Source organism: Psychrobacter sp. Sarcosine-3u-12, from assembly GCF_002836005.1.
GTDB lineage: Bacteria > Pseudomonadota > Gammaproteobacteria > Pseudomonadales > Moraxellaceae > Psychrobacter > Psychrobacter okhotskensis.
The window spans coordinates 1-18471 of sequence record NZ_PJBY01000003.1; the positions used below are offsets into that span (position 1 = coordinate 1).

Here is an 18471-nt window from a genome sequence, read left to right on the forward strand (position 1 = left end):
TCATAAAAAATAGATAGAAAACTATACAAAGAAAAATCAAGGCTAACAATAACCACTGCACTCTTGGAGTGATCAGTTTAATTCTTTCCATTTCTATAGGCTCATAATGTATAGCGGAACGGCCTTCAGAGGCAAGTTGCACTAAATGCACCACTTCCACTTCATTCAAGATGGCATCTTTATATCTCATAGACCTTATGGGGTATTGTATAATTTTGCCTTGTTTAGGTTGAATCATTAATAGCCAAATTTCGTGGCGCTTGATGACTCGACAATCGATACCTATACACTCAATATCCTGCCACAACAAATATCTCTGTTGTGGTCGGCGCAAGACTTGTAAAATCGTTATCCCTTTATCTGTAATTTGAAAAACGGGCTTACCAGTAATAAAGGCAAATAATACCGTGAATACCGCAACAGCTATCAAAATTATTGATAACCACATCACTATAATGAAAAACCAACCTTCATCTTTTGCGATGGGTAGCCCATAATAATACAGCGGAAAAATTAACAAACCTAAAGCCAAAATCGACAGCATGTGTTTGTTCGATAAATACAAATCAATAGGATACTTTAGTACCTGACCTTTCTTTAGTTTTTGCATGCCGAGCCTTACTGTGGATTCATAAGTTGTTATATACTTCTTAATACTGCTCTATTATTACGTTGCCCCATCGCATTTTTTGCCGATTTGCGCTATTCTAGCGTATCTAATTTCTTATCAAAATATTCAATCTAGAGCCGACTATGAGCAATACTGTGACATCTGACCAATCAGAAAATAATTGTTATAACCCACAAGCTATTGAAGCCGCACAACAAGCCAAATGGGCAACGGATAAGCGCTTTGAAGTCAGCAATGAGCCAAGCGACAAGCCAAGTCGTTATATGCTGTCGATGTTCCCTTACCCAAGCGGCAAGCTGCACATGGGTCACGTGCGCAACTATACTATCTCAGATGTGCTGAGCCGTTACTATCGCCTTAAGGGCTATGAAGTCATGCAGCCAATGGGCTGGGACGGCTTTGGCCTGCCCGCTGAAAACGCTGCGATTGCCAATCAGACGCCACCTGCTAAATGGACGTTTGCTAATATTGACAGCATGCGCGCGCAGCTAAAATTGCTAGGTTTATCTATTGATTGGTCACGTGAATTTGCCACTTGTAGCCCCGAATATTATCAGTGGGAGCAATGGTTGTTTTTACAGTTATACAAAAAAGGCTTGGTTTATAAAAAGCTTGCCACCGTGAACTGGGATCCGATTGATAATACGGTTTTAGCCAATGAGCAAGTCATTGACGGTAAAGGTTGGCGTAGTGGCGCGGCGGTCGAAAAGCGCGACATTCCGATGTATTACTTTAACATCACCGATTATGCCGATGAGCTGCTTGACGATTTAGACCAACTAGAAGGTCACTGGCCATCTGAAGTACTGACCATGCAGCGCAATTGGATTGGTCGTAGTGCCGGTATGGAAGTGCATTTCCCTTATGAGCTTGCTGGCGAAACCAATACCCTAGATGTATTCACGACGCGTCCTGACACCTTGATGGGCGTCACTTATGTGGCGGTTGCCGCAGAGCATCCATTGGCACAATATGCCGCTGAGCATGATGAGGCGATTGCCCAGTTTAATGCGCTGTGTAAAAAAGGCTCAGTGGCAGAAGCCGATCTAGCCAAAGCTGAAAAAATCGGTATGGATACCGGTCTTACCGTGACGCATCCACTGACCGGCGAAGAAGTACCCGTATGGGTCGCCAACTATGTGCTCATGAGCTACGGCTCTGGCGCAGTTATGGCAGTACCGGCACATGACGAGCGCGATTATGAATTTGCCGTTAAGTACAAGCTACCAATTAAACAAGTTATCGATATCCCTGCTGGGTATTTTGATGAGTTAGAAGCAGACGCAAAGGCGAACGATGCTGAGATTAATCTTGCCTATACTGAGCGCAATATTTTGGTCAATTCAGGTGAATTTGATGGCTTAGACTTTGAGCAAGCGTTTGAGGCTATGTTAGCCAAACTTGAGCCACAAGAACTGGCTAAGAAAAAAATCCAATACCGTCTCCGTGATTGGGGTGTTTCTCGCCAGCGTTATTGGGGCTGCCCTATTCCAATGGTCAACTGTGAGCATTGCGGTACCGTACCTGTTGAAGAGCAAGATTTGCCCGTTGTCTTGCCGACTGACGTCGTTCCTGATGGTCGCGGTAATCCACTCAAAAACATTCCAGAGTTTGTGAATACCACTTGCCCGAAATGTGGCAACCCTGCTGAACGTGAGACTGACACCTTTGATACCTTTGTAGAGTCAAGCTGGTACTATGCGCGTTTTGCCAGTCCGAATGATGCACAGAACATGGTCAACAAGTCTGCCGCCAATAAATGGCTACCTGTCGATCAATATGTTGGCGGTGTAGAGCACGCCGTCATGCATCTGCTTTATGCACGCTTCTTCCATAAGCTTATGCGCGATGAGTCACTGGTGTCAGGCGATGAACCATTTGCCAATCTTATGACCCAAGGTATGGTGCTTGCCGGTACTTTTTACCGTCTTAATGCCGATGGCAGCACGACGTATTACTTCGCAGAAGACATCGATATCGACTACAACGAGCGTGGTCAACCGATTAAAGCGATTTTAAAAGCTGATGGACAGCCAGTCACGATTGGCAAAATCGAAAAAATGTCTAAGTCCAAAAACAACGGTGTCGATCCACAAATCACTATTGATAAATACGGCGCTGATACCGTTCGTCTCTATACCCTATTTACCGCGCCTGCCGATCAGACGCTAGAATGGTCGGATGACGCGCTAAAAGGCCCTTATAATTTTGTTAAAAAAGTATGGCGTATTGCTACTGAGCATATGCAAGCGCTTACTGAAGCAAACCTAAGCCTTGAGACACTCAATAATGTCGCCTTGAAAACTGATGGCTTAAGCAAAGAAGCGAAAAATTTACGCCGTAAAACTCATGAGACCATTGCCAAGATCGATAGTGACTTGGGTGATCGTCTGGCGCTAAACACGCCTGTATCAAGTTTGATGGAGCTTGCCAACGAGCTGACTGGCTTTAAAGCAAATAGTGAGCAAGACCTACAAGTGCAGCATGAAGCGTTGATTGATCTGCTTATTATGCTATCAGTCTACGCGCCACACGCGGGCGAGCACTTACTTGAGCAGTTAGGGCTGGATACCCTTACCCTGAGCTACCCAGCCGTCGATGAAAGTGCCTTAGTACAAGACATGATCACGATGGTGGTACAGGTCAACGGCAAAATGCGCGGTAAGATGGATGTCGCGCCGAACAGCGACCCTGAACAGCTAAAGGCGCAAGCGCGTGCGATAGAAAGCGTGGCGAAATTCCTAACGGGTGACATCAAAAAAGAAATCGTCGTGCCGAATAAACTGGTCAATATCGTGGTGGCAGGCTAAACTTTTTTAAACGTAGTGTTTTAAGCCTTTTTATCAACATAAGGATAGCGATTATGTCTTGTAAGCAGCGAGCTGTGCAGTCATCTCAAACGAAATCAAGCAAGCCAAGTGGACAATGCAATATGGCAAAAAAGTCTAATGCACAGAAGCTAGCGACAGCATTACTCGCAAGCTTGCCACTGCTTTCTGTACTGGGAGCCACAGCGGCTCTTAGTGGCTGCGGCTTTCAGCTAAGAGGTTATGGCACACCGATGCTATTTGATGTGGCCAAAACAGCCATCATCATCGAAGACAATCGCACCTCCTTTCCACTAAAGTTACCGTTGTCACGACGCCTAGAAGCCTTGGGCGTCGATGTAATCGATAATATGACCTTGGTCGATATTACCAATAACAATAAAAACGCGACGGCGGAACCCATTGCTGCGATTAGCGTCAAAAATATGCGCTTTAAGCGTTATGAATTGGTCGGTGTTTTAACAGAAATCCGCTTAGTATTGTCAGCAGATGTCAGCTACCAAACCCTACAAAATGGCAAAGTGGTGACACTAACCAACCCTATCCAAGTCGAGCGCAGTTACCAGTATAATGAGGCATCGGTCAGTACCGATGACCAACAAGGCGATCAAATTCGTGACTGGCTCTATGACAGTTTGGCACGCCGTATCACTGATCAATATGTTGCCATTGCATTGCCTAGAGTCACCCCTGCCAATGCCAATAAAACGGCACAAACAGGCTCAGCGTCTACGGCTGTTATCGTTCCAAGCACACCAACCCCTTAATGGTTAGCGTAAGGTATTCTGTCCATCCATTCTCATAAACCTGTGTCCTCATTAGTCTATGCAAGAGTCTTTTATACAAGCCTATCCCAAACTACTACAGTCATCCGTGGCCGTAGCTGGTTTGTGGCTGGCACATGGAGATGAGACGTTATTGAGTCAGTGGCTGATCGATGCCTTGCGTCCGCATTGGCGTGCGCAGAATTACGCGATTAAACGTATAGAGCTGGTGTCGGTTAAGAGCTGGCAAGAAGTACTCTCAGAGCTTGGTAGCCAGTCTTTATTTGATGATGCCAGCGCCTTGATCGTAACCGGTAATCATAAACCGGATAAAGCCGTTATCGCTGAGCTTGAGCGCTTTGCTGTCGAGGCACAAACAGGGGCGCACAGTCATAGCTTATTATGGTTAACGCCCAAGCAAGACAAACGCGCGCAAAGCAGCAAGTGGTTTGCGCCATTTGCGCAATACGGTCACATCATTGACTGCAATTTATACAACGAACAGCAACGTCAGCAGCTGTTGCAGATTCAAGCCCAGCAATTTGGACTCAGGCTGTCACAAGAAGCGTGGCAACTGCTCATGTCGCACACCGAGCATCACCTGCTAAGTGCTTATCAAACCTTGTGGCGGCTGTCTTATCTATTTGCACCGCAGTTGGATGCTAGTAGTCATGACGCAACTCACGAAGGCAATAATCAGTCTACAACGACCGCGCCAAACGTAGCATTAGACATCAAAGATCTTCAGGCCGCCTTGGTCAGCGACGCTCAATTCAGCGTCTTTGATTTATCTGATGCAATGCTGGCAGGCAATAGCGCACAAGTGGCGAAAATCATTTTTCAGCTGAAAGCCACTGATGAGCCGACGACCTTGGTACTGTGGGCAATCAGCAAAGACATGCGCCAAATTATACAATTAATGGATGGGCAAGATCCGCAAGCATTGGGTATTTGGCGTAGCAAACAAGGTCTATATCAACAAGCGTGCCGCCGCCCAGCGCAAACGGCTGAATGGCCTGCCCTGCTATATCGTTGTGACCAAGCGATTAAAGGTCTCATTCGTCAGCCAGCGTGGGAGTTGTTATTGCAGGCCGCGCTTGAATTAACAGGTAAGCGCTTGTTTGCTGCACGATAAATTTCAGTCACTATTGTTATTGATGTGATGCAGCCATTCCCTGTCAAAAACAGCGTCAGTAATGACTTCTCACAAATCTTCGATACCCTCTGATGCCCTCTATAGTTTTCAGATATATCTACTTTTGCAATTCCCCTCCTATTTTTTCTCTATTCCCACCATGTTCAAAAACTACCTTAACCTTTCTTAAACTAATTCCCATTCCATTTTGACCATGAAGTCTCTACTATAGCTACACTTGATTTAATTGTAATTGGATTGTTGTCATGCGCAAAATAAGCAAAAAGTCTGCTATCAAATGGGGTGTTATTGCCTTAATTATCATCGCATTGGGAGCTTTGGCCTATAGCTTTTTTAAACCGAAAGAAACCACCCCCAACTATTTAACAGCCATCGCTGAAATGGGCGATATTGAAAATAATGTCATGGCCTCTGGTAAGGTCAAAGCGCTTAATACCGTTGATGTAGGGGCACAGGTATCTGGTGAAGTCACTCGCCTATTCGTTGAAGTCGGTGACGAGGTAAAAAAAGGCGATTTGATTGCGCAGATTGATCAAGTAACGCAAAAAAACAACCTGAGTAATGAACAAGCCAGCCTTGAGCAAAGTGAAGCAGCCTTACAAAGTGCGCGGGCAGAATCTTTGAGTCGGCAGGCGGCGTTAAAAAGTGCCTATGCAGATCTTGCCAGCCGTCAGTCGGAATTAAAACAAGCGCAATCCGATTTTATGCGTTTACAGTCTTTAGTGGCTATCGATGCCATTTCACAGCAAGAGTACGATACGCAAGCTACCAGTGTTGAGACAGCAAAAGCGGCCGTAGCCAATGCCCGTGCTGCGATTGAAACGGCAAAAGCTGCCATTGCGACCACAGAGGCCAATATTAACAGCCAGCAAGCGGCACTACGCAAATCGCAAACCAACGTCAGTACTGCCCAAGAAGATCTGAGCTATACCACTATCCGTGCCCCAATGGCAGGTACTGTGGTATCGGTCACTACCGAGCAAGGTACGACTGTTAATGCCAATCAAACGGCACCAACAATTGTGACTTTGGCAGATTTATCCACGGTTCGTATTAACGCGCAAATCTCTGAAGCGGACGTTATTAATGTCCAAGCGGGTTTGCCCGTCTACTTTAATATCATTGGTAATCCTGATCAAAAATTTGACTCTGTCCTCAAGGCGATTGAACCCGCCCCTGAGAGTATCAGTGACACCAGCTCAACGGACGCGGCTATTTATTATGTCGGTTATATTGAAGTGCCCAATACCGATCGCCGTTTCCGTATCGACATGACCGCGCAGGTTTATATCGTTATTGATCAAGCAAAAAATACGCTACTTATCCCCTCTGCGGCCCTGCAACCTGCTGGCGATACTAAAAATACCAAAAGCAGAAATGAGGATCCGAACGTAAAAACATCCAAGGTTCGCGTGCTAAAAGCGGATGGTCAAGTCGTCGAGCAAATAGTGAAGACTGGTATTAACAACCGCGTGAATGTTCAGATTTTGAGTGGTCTTAATAAAGGCGATGAAGTCATCTTAAGCGAAGAAGGTCCCGCAAAAGCAAATGCCCGAGGCGGACGTCCGTTTTAATGCCTAGCACTAAAATTGGCGTACCATCTGCACAGATACATCGCTCAGCAAACATCGCCCAGCAGATAAGTTTTTGAAATTGATTCATATTAGCAGTATTGATATAGGTAGCATTCTAGATGAATAGTGGCAACCCCAACCCTAATATCGCAGCAGACGTCCCATTGATGCAGGTCAAAGGGCTGATAAAAGAGTTTAAAGCGGGTGAACAAACCATTCGTGTGCTTCATGATATCGATCTGACTATCAATCAAGGTGAGATGGTGGCCATCATTGGTCAATCGGGTTCGGGTAAGTCGACCCTGATGAACATCTTAGGCTGCTTGGATCAAGCCAGTGCTGGCGAATACAAAATATTTGGCAAACCCGTTGACCGCCTAGAAGCCGATGAGTTGGCCAAACTGCGCCGCGAGCACTTTGGCTTTATTTTTCAACGTTATCATTTACTCGGCGATATCAGCGCGCGCGATAACGTCTCGGTGCCTGCAGTATATGCAGGGATGGATGGGCAAGCCCGTAACGAGCGAGCTGAAAAACTGCTAACGGACTTGGGATTGGCAGACAAGGTCAATAACCGTCCCAATCAGCTGTCAGGCGGCCAACAGCAGCGTGTTTCTATCGCTCGGGCACTGATGAATGGCGGCGACATTATTTTAGCGGATGAGCCAACTGGGGCACTCGATAGTAAGTCTGGCGACGATGTGATGCAGATATTGTATGAGTTAAATGCCCAAGGTCATACTATTATCATGGTCACGCATGATCCCAACCTTGCGGCACAAGCCGAGCGGGTAATTGAGCTCAAAGACGGTTATGTGATTGCTGACTACGAAAATGAGCGCTACCAGCGAACAGAGGTAAAACCTGAGCCTATTTTAGACAAACATCGAAAGAGTACCTTTAGCAGCTTTATCGACCGTATATTTGAAGCGTTTAAGATGTCATTACTGGCCATGCGTGCTCATAAAATGCGCACCTTACTGACGATGCTAGGCATTATTATTGGTATCGCCTCAGTCGTATCAGTCGTCGGTCTCGGTAAAGGCTCACAGGCGCAGATCCTCTCCAATATTAGCTCTCTTGGCACCAATACTATTACCGTCTCTGACGGCTATCCTTATGGCGATCCCAGACGGCAATACAATGATGACAATTTAACGCCAGAAGACGCCCAAGCGGTCGCTGATCAGCCCTATGTCGTTAGTGTGAGCCCGCAGCTCGATACCAATATTAATGTGCGTTATCGCAGCGTCCAGGAGGCGGCTAGCGTTAGTGGTGTGGGTAAAGACTATCTTGATGTCAGTGGCGAAACACTGGTTCAGGGTCAAGGTTTTGATGAGGACAGCATCTTACGCCGTACTCAAGACATTATCATCGACAACAACGCCAAAAATACCTTTTTTCCGGACAACCCCAACCCCATCGGTGAAGTCATGCTGATAGGTAGCGTACCAGGGCGAGTCATTGGCGTCTTAGCCCCCAACTCTAGCGGCTTCGGCAGAGGTTCTGTCGATACGCCTACGCTATATATGCCCTATACCACGATGATGTCGCGACTTATCGGTAGTGCCTATATTGAAAATTTTGTCGCCCTCATTGATGATAATATCTCATCGGCCGCTGCAGAATCAGCCATTTCCGAACTGATGGAAAGTCGCCATGGTACCGATGACTTTCGCATACGCAACTCAGACTCGATTCGCCAAACCATCGAATCGACCACCACTGCCATGACCTTACTGATTTCATCAATCGCTATTATTTCACTAGTTGTTGGTGGTATCGGGGTGATGAATATCATGCTGGTGTCGGTCACTGAACGCACCAATGAGATTGGGGTACGTATGGCGGTCGGTGCTCGTCAAAACGACATTATGCAGCAGTTTTTAATCGAGGCCGTACTGGTCTGTATTCTAGGCGGACTACTTGGTATTGGGCTGGCATTTGCGATTGGTGAGGTCATTAACCGCGTTGGTGGCGATAGCTTTAAAGTCATTTATTCATCCACCTCTATCATTGCCGCCTTTTTGTGCTCGACGCTGATTGGTGTTATCTTCGGTTTCTTGCCTGCACGCAATGCGGCCAGACTGGATCCTGTAGAAGCGCTGTCTAGAGATTAAACGGATAGATAATTGCTAAATAGTGAACGAACGATTAAATCAGACGCTACCTTATAGTCGTTCCACTATAGAATAAACACAGTGCTACTGGGATGGATTTTTCATAGCATCGAAACTGCGCAGGCACAGCAAGCAAAGAAAATTTATACCAGTAGCACGCTATAATACTTGTACTCATCTTATTTGGGACTAACTGTATTTATTCAGTCAGTTATCTTAGCTAACTGACCTTCTAAAATTGCCCTTCTAAAATTGCATTTACTCGTGAATATAATAAAAATACCCATTGTTTTGCCTCAATTACACTTTTTTTGTTCTACGGGGTTGTAATTGTCTTAATAATATATATAATGTGCTCTCACGTTTAGAGATACAAATAATCTAAACGAGTAAACGAGCTTATTGTCTCTTTTGATATTGATTCAAGAATAGATAAAGAAGTTAAGCTTATAGATATTTTTAATGTCTAGTTTTAATAAATATCCCTTTAAGGGAATTTATCTTGCAGTAAATGCAAACCTAGTTTGGATACTGAGTTTTTAGAACTTACGAAAATGTAAATTCTCTTGCGCTCAGACGAAGCAGTGTTTCGTGTTATCCTCGCTCAGGGCCGATAGCTCAGTTGGTAGAGCAGTTGACTTTTAATCAATTGGTCCCGCGTTCGAGTCGCGGTCGGCCCACCATCTTTAGTATGATTCTTATCATGTATGCTACCCTATTCGGTAGTAGCGTTATAAGTTTAAAGACATTGTTTTTGATGTCTAGTTTTAATAAATTTCCCTTTAAGGAAATTTATCTTGCGAAGCTAAAATTGTCATGCAATTTTTTAACGCTTCTCAGGGCCGATAGCTCAGTTGGTAGAGCAGTTGACTTTTAATCAATTGGTCCCGCGTTCGAGTCGCGGTCGGCCCACCATATTCTAAAAGCCCAGCCATTATTTATAATGGCTGGGCTTTTTTTGTCTTAAATTTGGTTTTAATAAAGAATAGTGTATATAACTGAAATATCCTAAAAACGCGACGATATTACTTTCACTGACTATATCGATATAATTTGGATATAGGGAAAGCGAATGAGAGTACTGCAAATAGTAGACTAAGCGAGCCTGACATCGTATCTGATTTATAGAGGACTACCTATAGAAGCTATTCTACTTTAGTAATCCTTGACCTTTGTTTTTCCACCTTTTAATTTATGCTTAATGGTGTCGGTTATAGTACGAGGCTTTTTGGGAGCTTGTGCGATAAGCATGTCAAAAGTTGCCGCGTCAATAGGCAGCTCGCAGCCATGCGCCATCATAACGTTAGAAGGACGTAAGTCTTTTATTTTTTGAAGAGATTGAACATAAGCTTTTGGATAATGAACTGGAAAAGGAGCGACAAACTTATGGCGTAGCTTTATAATTAAGTCAGCCGTATATACTTGCCTAGTTGAAAGGTGAAACAAAGACAAATCCCGATCGGTATGACCCGGTGTTTCCAGTACCTGCCACTCCTCAAAGCTAGGAATACAATCACCCTCCTTAACGGTAATATCAGGGCGCAGATGTGTTGGGTACCATAGGTTTGCATAAGGACGTTGTGTACGACGAGCAACATAATGAGCCAGCGCAATATCCGTTAAATACATAGCTTTTCCACTAATACCTGCATACCACGGCTTCGGTTTATCTGCGGAAACAATAAGGCAGCCTGTCGCTTTTCTGAGCGCACTAGCACCTCCTGCATGATCTGGATGCATATGCGTCACGACAACGACCTTCAAGTCTGTTATAGGACGTTGCAGCGTTTTTTGAATGTAACTAAGAACCATAGAGACGTCAGCACGGCAACAGCCATCTAGCAACATCAATTTATCGGGATATACTGCTAAATAGGTGCTTTGTATATAACCATCAAGACGTACAATCTCACATAAACTCATTATCTAACCCTAAGCCTGATCGTATCAGACTACTTTTATTAGGGTCTGTTGAACATTCAAATGTGGCATTGGCAGTGGCTAAAACCACCCAAAACGTCGTTATAAACCTAGCTAAGGTCTCGACATTATCGTCGGTTTACGCCTGATTTAATAAAAGGTTTGGTGCAATTTTAGCGATCAGCAGTCCTAATATTTGAATGTTCAACAGACCTTAATTAATATAATTTTCTTTATTATAACCTTCGTTATCTAATAGTCAGTGACATTCAGTGAACGCTTGTGGCTATCTTTCTAAGTGAATAATAATTGTAGGGTTATAAAAGCAAAAAACCCAGCACTTAGGCTGGATTCTTTGTATAGTAAAACAGGTTTAATTAAGCAAGGTCACGTACCTTTGGTTCACGCTCCCACAGACGAGATTTTGCATTATCAATAAAGATATCCAAATCAGCCAATGGCGTGACAAAAGCATCTTTTTGGACGGGCAGTTTACTTAATATAAACTCATCCGTCGCCCCGCAATAAGCAATGGCCTTACAATGCACGTAAGCATCGGTGAACCAATCTAATGCTGAGCTATCCATGGCTAGCTTCTTAGCTTGGTCAGGCATAATGATACTGACTACCGCATCAAACAATACTGAAGGGCCACCAGCCAAACGCTCGTCGGCTTGGATACGTGTGCCGTCATCCAACTCTACTTCTTTGTTAGGAGCAACGATTTTTACCATGCCGCCCTCTTTATTGACCGCTTCTTCAAACTTCTGAATTTCACTATGCTTTGACCCTTTAGCTACTAGAATACCGACTAAGCGACCATTCAAAGTTTTAGGCGTTCGACCGATAGTTTGTAGAGGTTTTGAAGTCGCCATATCTACTACTGGGGCTGCGGCATCAGCAGGTTCAGGCAATTCCATTCCCAAGGCTTTCGCAACTCGATTGGCCAAGTCTTCATCGATATGCGGCAAGTGACTTAGCATACGAGTACGAACGTGTGCGGTGTCTACTTTACCTAGCTCGAACGCATAAGCTGAAGCGATATGTGCTTGCTCTGTAGGCGTTTGGCTACGATAGAACATACGCGGCTGACTATAATGGTCAGCGAAGCTCTCAGCGCGTACGCGGCCTTTTACACCGTCATCTAACTGCTCATGGAACGACTCAAAGCCACGCTTGACACTTTCACGTGGACGAGTGGCATCTAAGCTTTGTGGCTCATAAAGGGTGCGAGTTTTCGGCACTTGCATCTGCATATGACCGTCTTGCTGATTGTTGGCAAACGGACACTTTGGCGCATTAATAGGAATCTGGGCAAAGTTAGGCGAGCCTAAGCGCGATAGCTGGGTGTCGAGATAGCTGAACAGGCGACCTTGTAATAATGGGTCGTTACTGAAGTCAACACCAGGTGGCAAATGCGAGGGACAAAAGGCTACTTGCTCAGTTTCTGCGAAGAAATTGTCTACATTACGGTTCAACACCATTTTGCCAATGATTTTTACTGGTACCATTTCTTCCGGAATCAATTTGGTCGCATCTAAATGATCGAATGGAAACTCATTGGCTTCTTCTTCCGTGAACAGCTGAACACCAAACTCCCATTCTGGATACGCTTCATTATCGATGGCTTCATATAGATCACGGCGATGATAATCAGGATCTGCGCCAGAGATTTTTACCGCTTCATCCCATGTCGTTGATTGGACACCAAGTACGGGCTTCCAGTGGAAACGTACAAAGGTACTTTTGCCGTCTTTATTGAGTAGGCGATAACTGTGAATACCAAAACCTTCCATCATACGTAGGCTACGCGGCAGCGCGCGATCACTCATTAGCCAGATTAGGTTGTGCATGGTTTCAGGGCTTAGCGAGACAAAATCCCAAAAAGTATCATGGGCAGACGCTGCTTGTGGGAATCCGCGATCAGGCTCTGGTTTCACCGCATGAATCAAATCTGGAAATTTAATGGCATCTTGAATAAAGAAAATCGGCATATTGTTACCGACAATATCCCAATTACCCTCTTCAGTATAAATTTTTACAGAAAACCCTCGGACATCACGTGGCGTATCCTTGGAGCCTTTATTACCGGCAACCGTAGAAAAACGCGTAAATAAAGGTGTCTGCTTACCTGTTTCAGTCAGAATTTTAGCGGTGGTGTATTCTTCTAACGACTCTGTTAGCTCAAAATAACCATGCGCCGCACTACCACGAGCATGGACGATACGCTCTGGAATGCGCTCATGGTCGAAGTGATTGATTTTTTCACGTAAGACGAAATCTTCTAACAAGGCCGGACCACGTGCGCCGGCTTTTAACGAGTTTTGGTTGTCTGAAATTGCGACGCCTTGTTGCGTGGTTAACACCTTGCCATCGTCACTAGCACGCTGATGAGTCTCGCCACCATTACCACGCGCAGGGTTCATATCTTTGGCGGGGTCGTTATGATCAATATTCTTTTTCATAAAATATCCTAGCTTATAAGTGAAATGGACTCTAATGAGAACGAAAAAAGCACCTACACAGTTCTAATATCCGTAGAGATAATAATGACTTCAACTGTCGTTTAATGGTCTGGGTTTTAGCAATGCTGATTGTTAAAAAGATAAAGAAATTATAGGCTTGCGACTTATCTTAGCGAAAAATTCAAAGTTACACGTCATATAAATAGTTAAGCTTGTTGATATTTGGTTAATAATACTGGGAATTGACAGTAAAAATGAGGTGCATTTTATTATTGATAGCCATACTTGTCATGAGCAGGTTCTATAAGGTACTCTCTAAAGTATGCCTTGCTAAAATATGCTTCATCAAACTATAGCTTGCTTGCGAGCCACATCTTATGAATAAAAAGAGAGCTCAGCCAAGCATTTACCCTGATCATTCATAAATAAAGGACTACTTATGTTATCGAACGTCATTCACCCCGCTAAGCGTTTGTGCCAATCTCTGCTCTTTACCACGTCATTGGGCGTAATGGCACTGACCGTTAGTCAAACAGCAGCAGCTATTACGACTAAAAATATCACTTATACGGTAGACAATCAAAATTATGAAGGCTATTACGCCAAAGCCGATAAGGCCAATGCGCCTTTTATTTTGCTCATTCATGATTGGGATGGGTTGACTGATTACGAAAAAAAACGAGCTGATATGCTGGCGACTGAGGGCTATAATGTCCTAGCTGCTGATATGTTTGGCACGGGTATTCGCCCGACTGAGTTAGCAGACAAAAAGCGTCTGACTTCTGAGCTTTATAAGAATCGCAGTAAGATGCGCCGTATTCTGACGGCGGCGTTAAATACTGGACAAGCCCAAGGTAATAATGTCCGCGAAGGCGTGACGATGGGTTATTGCTTCGGTGGTGGTGTCGCGCTAGAGCTGGCACGTTCAGGATTTGAGCAAAAAGCCTTTGTCCCTTTTCACGGTGGCTTGGAGACGCCAACAGGTCAAAGCTATAGCAATACTAAAGGCGAGATATTGGTGTTTCATGGCTCAGCCGATGAAGCCGTACCGTTCGAAGATTTTGCCGCGCTTAACAAAACGCTAGAAGCAGCTAAAGTACCGCATGAAATGATTACTTATAGTGGTGCAGTGCATGCTTTTACGGACTTCAATAATAAAGATAGATATGATGCTCGCGCAGATGAACGCTCTTGGAATCGTTATCTAAACTTTTTAGAGAATACTTACAAATGAGTTGCTACTCAAGTTGTTAAATGACATTTTTATAAATGCTATTATTTTGCACCACTTTAGCTATCAGCAGTGCTTTCTTGTGAATGTTCAACACGCACTAAACTGACTCTATCTTTTTGAAAACAAGTAGCTGATTGTTGGCTGGCATCGGATAAAATTTAACCAATGTCAGCCAATTTTTTTCAGCCAACGCTACAACATCTTCTTTATCGCGTATACCGCTATTAGCATCACGTTGTCGTAGTGCTTTATCAAACTGACGATTGCTGTTACTCGTATAAAGCCCATTGTCATTGAAAGGGCCATACACTATAAATTTACCACTATCAGGTAACATCTCTCCCACTGACTCAAAAAGTCTTTCGACCAAAGACCACGAAATAATATGTAAAGTGTTGGCCGTAAATACTGCATCATAAGGCTTGTCGTTAGCACTTATAGAAGACTCATTATTAAGGCGTCTAGGTCGCGAGTCAGTAGTCAAGTCAAAAGCCAAAGGTTTATATAAATTAGAGGCAGGGTAAGCCTCATGCCAAGCTTTTATAGCAGCGTGATTGGCGACAACATCGCTAGTTTGCCAATTGAGATGAGTTAGGTTTAGTGCAAAGTACACGCTGTGCTGACCCGTTCCTGATCCTACTTCTAATACTTGCGAATATCCTACTAACTCTTTTTGCAAAACAGACAGAATGGGTCGCTTATTGTTCTCACAAGCTTGCGAAAACGGTAGCTTACTTTGATTATTGATACCGGTGTTGCCTAATTTTTTATTATTCATAACAACCTTTTAAACCCCCTAGATTCAGAATTAGAAACTAGTAAATACCCGCTTCTACTCCAGCCGCCAGCGTCATTGCTAATTCTTCAACTTGCTCAGTGAATTCCTCTTGCCAATCACCTTGCAAAATCAGCGCCTCTTGAATCCATGACCAGCGCAAACCAGTCGTAATCGTCTTCATAGCAAGCTTAGTGCCCGTACCATCATGTCCTGCGCGAATATAAAGCGCAAACGGCATACCCTGCTTTTCTTCTAGCACTGGATAGTAGCAACGATCAAAAAAATCTTTGGTCAGTCCTGCCATATAAGCCAAGTTCTCAGTCGTCCCCAATAACAGCGCATCAGCAGCCAGCACATCTTCAGGCTGGGTATCTTGCGGTGATTTTAATATGACATTAATATCGATATCAGGATGGTTCGCACCATCGTAAGCCGCTTGTGCCAATTTTTTGGTATTAGGCGACGGCACATGCGCGACGATAAGTAAGGTTTTGCTAGCCATATCAATCACCCTTATAGAGGTTACTAGTCTTTAGAATTCGTAATTCTTTAAATCAATAATTCTTAGAATTAGTCGCTTTTAGAATTGATAGTTACCTTTTGAATGATATCAGGATGGATGCTTTTCGCAACCGGACAAGTCAGCGCAGTGTTATAGAATATTTTTTGTGTTTTTTCATCGAGCTGCTGATTAAAAGAGATAGCAACATGTATTTCACTGACGCGCCTTGGATCAGCTGTCATCACTTTGGTCACCTCAGCACTAGTACCTGCAATATCGATTTCCATATCACGGGCTTTAATACCAATGATGGTTAGCATACAGCTGGCTAAGCTTGTCGCTAATAGATCAGTCGGTGAAAAAGCTTCACCCTTGCCTTGATTATCAGTCGGTGCATCGGTAATAATTTCATTGTTTGATTGCAAATGGATGGCGGTGGTGCGCAAGTCGCCTTGGTAGGTTACTTTTGAAGTTGTCATGGGGCTCCTTCTGATTTAATAGTATTTTGAATGATAGGCAGTGTTATGACTATTTAATAAATGCTAAGATTACGACACTTATGCAAACATTAGTACTGTAAATGGTTCAAAGGAATTATGATATGCACGTATATGAGCTCTCAGAGTATCAAATCTATCAATTAAAATCGATAGATCCAGCTTTAAGTACTAATTGGAAAACAATCATTGCCAATATTTTGCCACAGCTTGACCCTGCTAGTCGTAAAAGTGTGTACGAAAAAATATTGTCAAAGAGAAATATTAGCGCAAATTTTACTTATATCATTCCAGAAAACCTTAGAAGTGTATTATCTAACACCGCAGTACGCAATAAAGAGTTGCAAGCGATTAGCGTACAGATGCTAAAGTTGGTCGAATCCCAACCGCAAACCTGCGATGCTATTGATCTTGCAGATAAAGTAGAAGCTATGATCGACTATATTAATCGAATTGATATAGGCGATCATCATTTAGACCAACAGAGTCGAAAGAGTATAAAGCGTGCTTTTTTATACGATTTAGCGACTTGGATTGATAATGTAAATCTGATAGTACAACCTGGCATTAGACAGCTTAATATTGACGTTGTAAAAACGTATTTTAAAGAAGTTTTTATCAAACAAAAGATTCAAGAACGTGACTTTCGTGCTTGGGACTCGACTGATATTGATTTTCAAGAACAAGAAAACTTACCTAGTATTATCAGAGAAGAAGCTAAGCATAAAAAGTTCTTTGTAATCGAAAGTGAAAAGTATTGGTATTTGATTGGTATCGCTGATAAGCCTAGACAAAATCCTTACTCCTTCAAACGCTTTTTGCATGAAGACAGTATGCAAAATGAACTATACGTATATTTAACTCATGTAGTTCTCAGAAAAAACCTTTTAGATAATGAGCGCTACCTTGAGCACGTTACTTATTGCATGAGTCGACTCTATACTTTGGATGCTGGCGTATCAGATACGATTATCAAGTTTATTGAAGATGCACAATATAAATGTAAGACGCAAATTGAACCGTTACTTAAAAACCCCCTTGAAAAAGACGGTGAAGAAACAGAATTTCATATTCAAAAGCGTATGAATGAGTATGAACAACAAATCACTGTATTGATACTCAATAAGCTAAACAACCTCATCAAACACGCTATCAGCGACAAGGACGATCGAGACTATCTATTTTATTACTTAAGTAAAATTTTTAATAGAATGATTGATAGTATTCAGAACTTTCAATTACTACCTATTGCAACTTACTCTTATAACGTAGAGATTATGGTTGCCAGACTAATTAGCTTTAGACACTTATTAGATATGATCTACGATTCGTTAGAGAATAAAAACTATAATGCAAAAGGACTTACTGAAGCCTCCAAAGAGATCATAGATATAATCAAAGAAGAGTTCGATGATGTGGAAAGCAATCTCAAACAGATATCGCGTCTAGAACAAAAGCTAAAGCTTTATCATGAGACCAAGGAAAAAGGAAATCTTTGGCAAAGACTAATAGTAGGATGGCAACCAAGATATGATTTCGAAGATATTGAACACTCAAAGAATCAATTAAAGAATGAGTTTTTCTTATCGATCGTTAGATTGGCAAAAAGTCATACTGATAATATTATTTATTTAGAGTTTGACTGTGATGAGACCATTAATGAATATTATAGACACTATGCTATCGCCAATGACAAAATGGTTATCACACGTTTGCCTAAAGTATTAAGACTTCCTGAAGATAAAGAAACGTTCGATGTGCAGAAAATTAATGAAGCTATTCATCATAATGTTTTTATTTTCCGTAAGTCATCTGTTCTATAGCTCTTGATAAAAACCGTAAGGGTTAGAGATAATTCTTACAGGTAAGGCAAAACCAATAAAAGAATAGCAAACAAAGAAAAGCCCCAACATACTAAAGTATGTTGGGGCTTTTCTAGGAATAAGGAGCTGACGATGACCTGAGAACCGTTAAGGCAAAGCACTGCTAACTGCGAGCACAG

Annotated in this window: 13 protein-coding genes and 2 tRNA genes; 9 read left to right on the forward strand and 6 right to left on the reverse strand. The window is 43.1% G+C overall.

Annotated elements, in window-relative coordinates:
• Positions 1-610, reverse strand: a 610-nt coding sequence (locus tag CXF65_RS00190) for a hypothetical protein (RefSeq protein ID WP_157823932.1), incomplete at its 3' end; no start/stop codon positions are given.
• Positions 611-753: 143 nt separating this feature from the next.
• On the opposite strand from CXF65_RS00190, the gene leuS reads away from it, so the two are divergent.
• The 7 genes from leuS to CXF65_RS00225 all read left to right on the forward strand — a co-directional run bounded on the left by leuS (position 754) and on the right by CXF65_RS00225 (position 9988).
• Entirely contained in the window at positions 754-3441 is a 2688-nt protein-coding gene (gene leuS, locus CXF65_RS00195) for a leucine--tRNA ligase (protein WP_101210627.1), read from the forward strand.
• Between the two features lie 122 nt (positions 3442-3563).
• Positions 3564-4226, forward strand: a complete 663-nt coding sequence (locus tag CXF65_RS00200; RefSeq protein WP_025653082.1) for a hypothetical protein — start codon at positions 3564-3566, stop codon at positions 4224-4226.
• Between the two features lie 58 nt (positions 4227-4284).
• Positions 4285-5358, forward strand: a complete 1074-nt coding sequence (gene holA, locus CXF65_RS00205) for a DNA polymerase III subunit delta (RefSeq protein ID WP_025653081.1) — start codon at positions 4285-4287, stop codon at positions 5356-5358.
• A 266-nt stretch (positions 5359-5624) separates the two neighbouring features.
• Entirely contained in the window at positions 5625-6953 is a 1329-nt protein-coding gene (locus CXF65_RS00210; protein ID WP_101210628.1) for an efflux RND transporter periplasmic adaptor subunit, read from the forward strand.
• 119 nt (positions 6954-7072) lie between these two features.
• Positions 7073-9073 carry a MacB family efflux pump subunit gene (locus tag CXF65_RS00215; RefSeq protein ID WP_101210629.1) on the forward strand — a complete coding sequence of 667 codons (2001 nt, stop codon included), beginning with the start codon at positions 7073-7075 and terminating at the stop codon, positions 9071-9073.
• Positions 9074-9680: 607 nt separating this feature from the next.
• Positions 9681-9756 (forward strand) — tRNA-Lys (locus CXF65_RS00220).
• A 156-nt stretch (positions 9757-9912) separates the two neighbouring features.
• Positions 9913-9988 (forward strand) — tRNA-Lys (locus tag CXF65_RS00225).
• Positions 9989-10228: 240 nt separating this feature from the next.
• Here CXF65_RS00225 and CXF65_RS00230 read toward each other — a convergent pair.
• A complete protein-coding gene (locus CXF65_RS00230) occupies positions 10229-10996 on the reverse strand; it encodes an MBL fold metallo-hydrolase (protein WP_025653078.1) in 768 nt (255 codons plus the stop codon).
• A 374-nt stretch (positions 10997-11370) separates the two neighbouring features.
• Positions 11371-13458, reverse strand: coding sequence for a catalase (locus tag CXF65_RS00235; RefSeq protein WP_101210630.1), 2088 nt, complete (start codon positions 13456-13458; stop codon positions 11371-11373).
• 439 nt (positions 13459-13897) lie between these two features.
• On the opposite strand from CXF65_RS00235, the gene CXF65_RS00240 reads away from it, so the two are divergent.
• Positions 13898-14692, forward strand: coding sequence for a dienelactone hydrolase family protein (locus CXF65_RS00240; protein ID WP_101210631.1), 795 nt, complete (start codon positions 13898-13900; stop codon positions 14690-14692).
• A gap of 97 nt (positions 14693-14789) precedes the next feature.
• Here the strand turns inward: CXF65_RS00240 and CXF65_RS00245 are convergent, their stop codons facing one another.
• The 3 genes from CXF65_RS00245 to CXF65_RS00255 all read right to left on the reverse strand — a co-directional run bounded on the left by CXF65_RS00245 (position 14790) and on the right by CXF65_RS00255 (position 16451).
• Positions 14790-15470 (reverse strand): DUF938 domain-containing protein, encoded by a 681-nt coding sequence (locus tag CXF65_RS00245; RefSeq protein ID WP_101210632.1) that lies wholly within the window; start codon positions 15468-15470, stop codon positions 14790-14792.
• 37 nt (positions 15471-15507) lie between these two features.
• Positions 15508-15972, reverse strand: coding sequence for a flavodoxin family protein (locus tag CXF65_RS00250; RefSeq protein WP_101210633.1), 465 nt, complete (start codon positions 15970-15972; stop codon positions 15508-15510).
• Between the two features lie 68 nt (positions 15973-16040).
• Entirely contained in the window at positions 16041-16451 is a 411-nt protein-coding gene (locus CXF65_RS00255) for an OsmC family protein (RefSeq protein WP_101210634.1), read from the reverse strand.
• Between the two features lie 122 nt (positions 16452-16573).
• Between CXF65_RS00255 and CXF65_RS00260 the strand changes: the two genes are divergently transcribed.
• Positions 16574-18292 carry a hypothetical protein gene (locus CXF65_RS00260; RefSeq protein ID WP_101210635.1) on the forward strand — a complete coding sequence of 573 codons (1719 nt, stop codon included), beginning with the start codon at positions 16574-16576 and terminating at the stop codon, positions 18290-18292.
• Positions 18293-18471 lie beyond the last annotated feature (179 nt).

Excerpts from the sequence above, each read along its gene's own strand:
- CXF65_RS00235 (WP_101210630.1), bottom strand. The coding sequence starts at position 13,458 with ATGAAAAAGAATATTGATCATAACGACCCCGCCAAAGATATGAACCCT.
- holA (WP_025653081.1), top strand. The coding sequence starts at position 4,285 with ATGCAAGAGTCTTTTATACAAGCCTATCCCAAACTACTACAGTCATCC.
- CXF65_RS00230 (WP_025653078.1), bottom strand. The coding sequence starts at position 10,996 with ATGAGTTTATGTGAGATTGTACGTCTTGATGGTTATATACAAAGCACC.
- CXF65_RS00200 (WP_025653082.1), top strand. The coding sequence starts at position 3,564 with ATGGCAAAAAAGTCTAATGCACAGAAGCTAGCGACAGCATTACTCGCA.
- leuS (WP_101210627.1), top strand. The coding sequence starts at position 754 with ATGAGCAATACTGTGACATCTGACCAATCAGAAAATAATTGTTATAAC.
- CXF65_RS00210 (WP_101210628.1), top strand. The coding sequence starts at position 5,625 with ATGCGCAAAATAAGCAAAAAGTCTGCTATCAAATGGGGTGTTATTGCC.
- CXF65_RS00250 (WP_101210633.1), bottom strand. The coding sequence starts at position 15,972 with ATGGCTAGCAAAACCTTACTTATCGTCGCGCATGTGCCGTCGCCTAAT.
- CXF65_RS00260 (WP_101210635.1), top strand. The coding sequence starts at position 16,574 with ATGCACGTATATGAGCTCTCAGAGTATCAAATCTATCAATTAAAATCG.
- CXF65_RS00255 (WP_101210634.1), bottom strand. The coding sequence starts at position 16,451 with ATGACAACTTCAAAAGTAACCTACCAAGGCGACTTGCGCACCACCGCC.
- CXF65_RS00245 (WP_101210632.1), bottom strand. The coding sequence starts at position 15,470 with ATGAATAATAAAAAATTAGGCAACACCGGTATCAATAATCAAAGTAAG.
- CXF65_RS00215 (WP_101210629.1), top strand. The coding sequence starts at position 7,073 with ATGAATAGTGGCAACCCCAACCCTAATATCGCAGCAGACGTCCCATTG.
- CXF65_RS00240 (WP_101210631.1), top strand. The coding sequence starts at position 13,898 with ATGTTATCGAACGTCATTCACCCCGCTAAGCGTTTGTGCCAATCTCTG.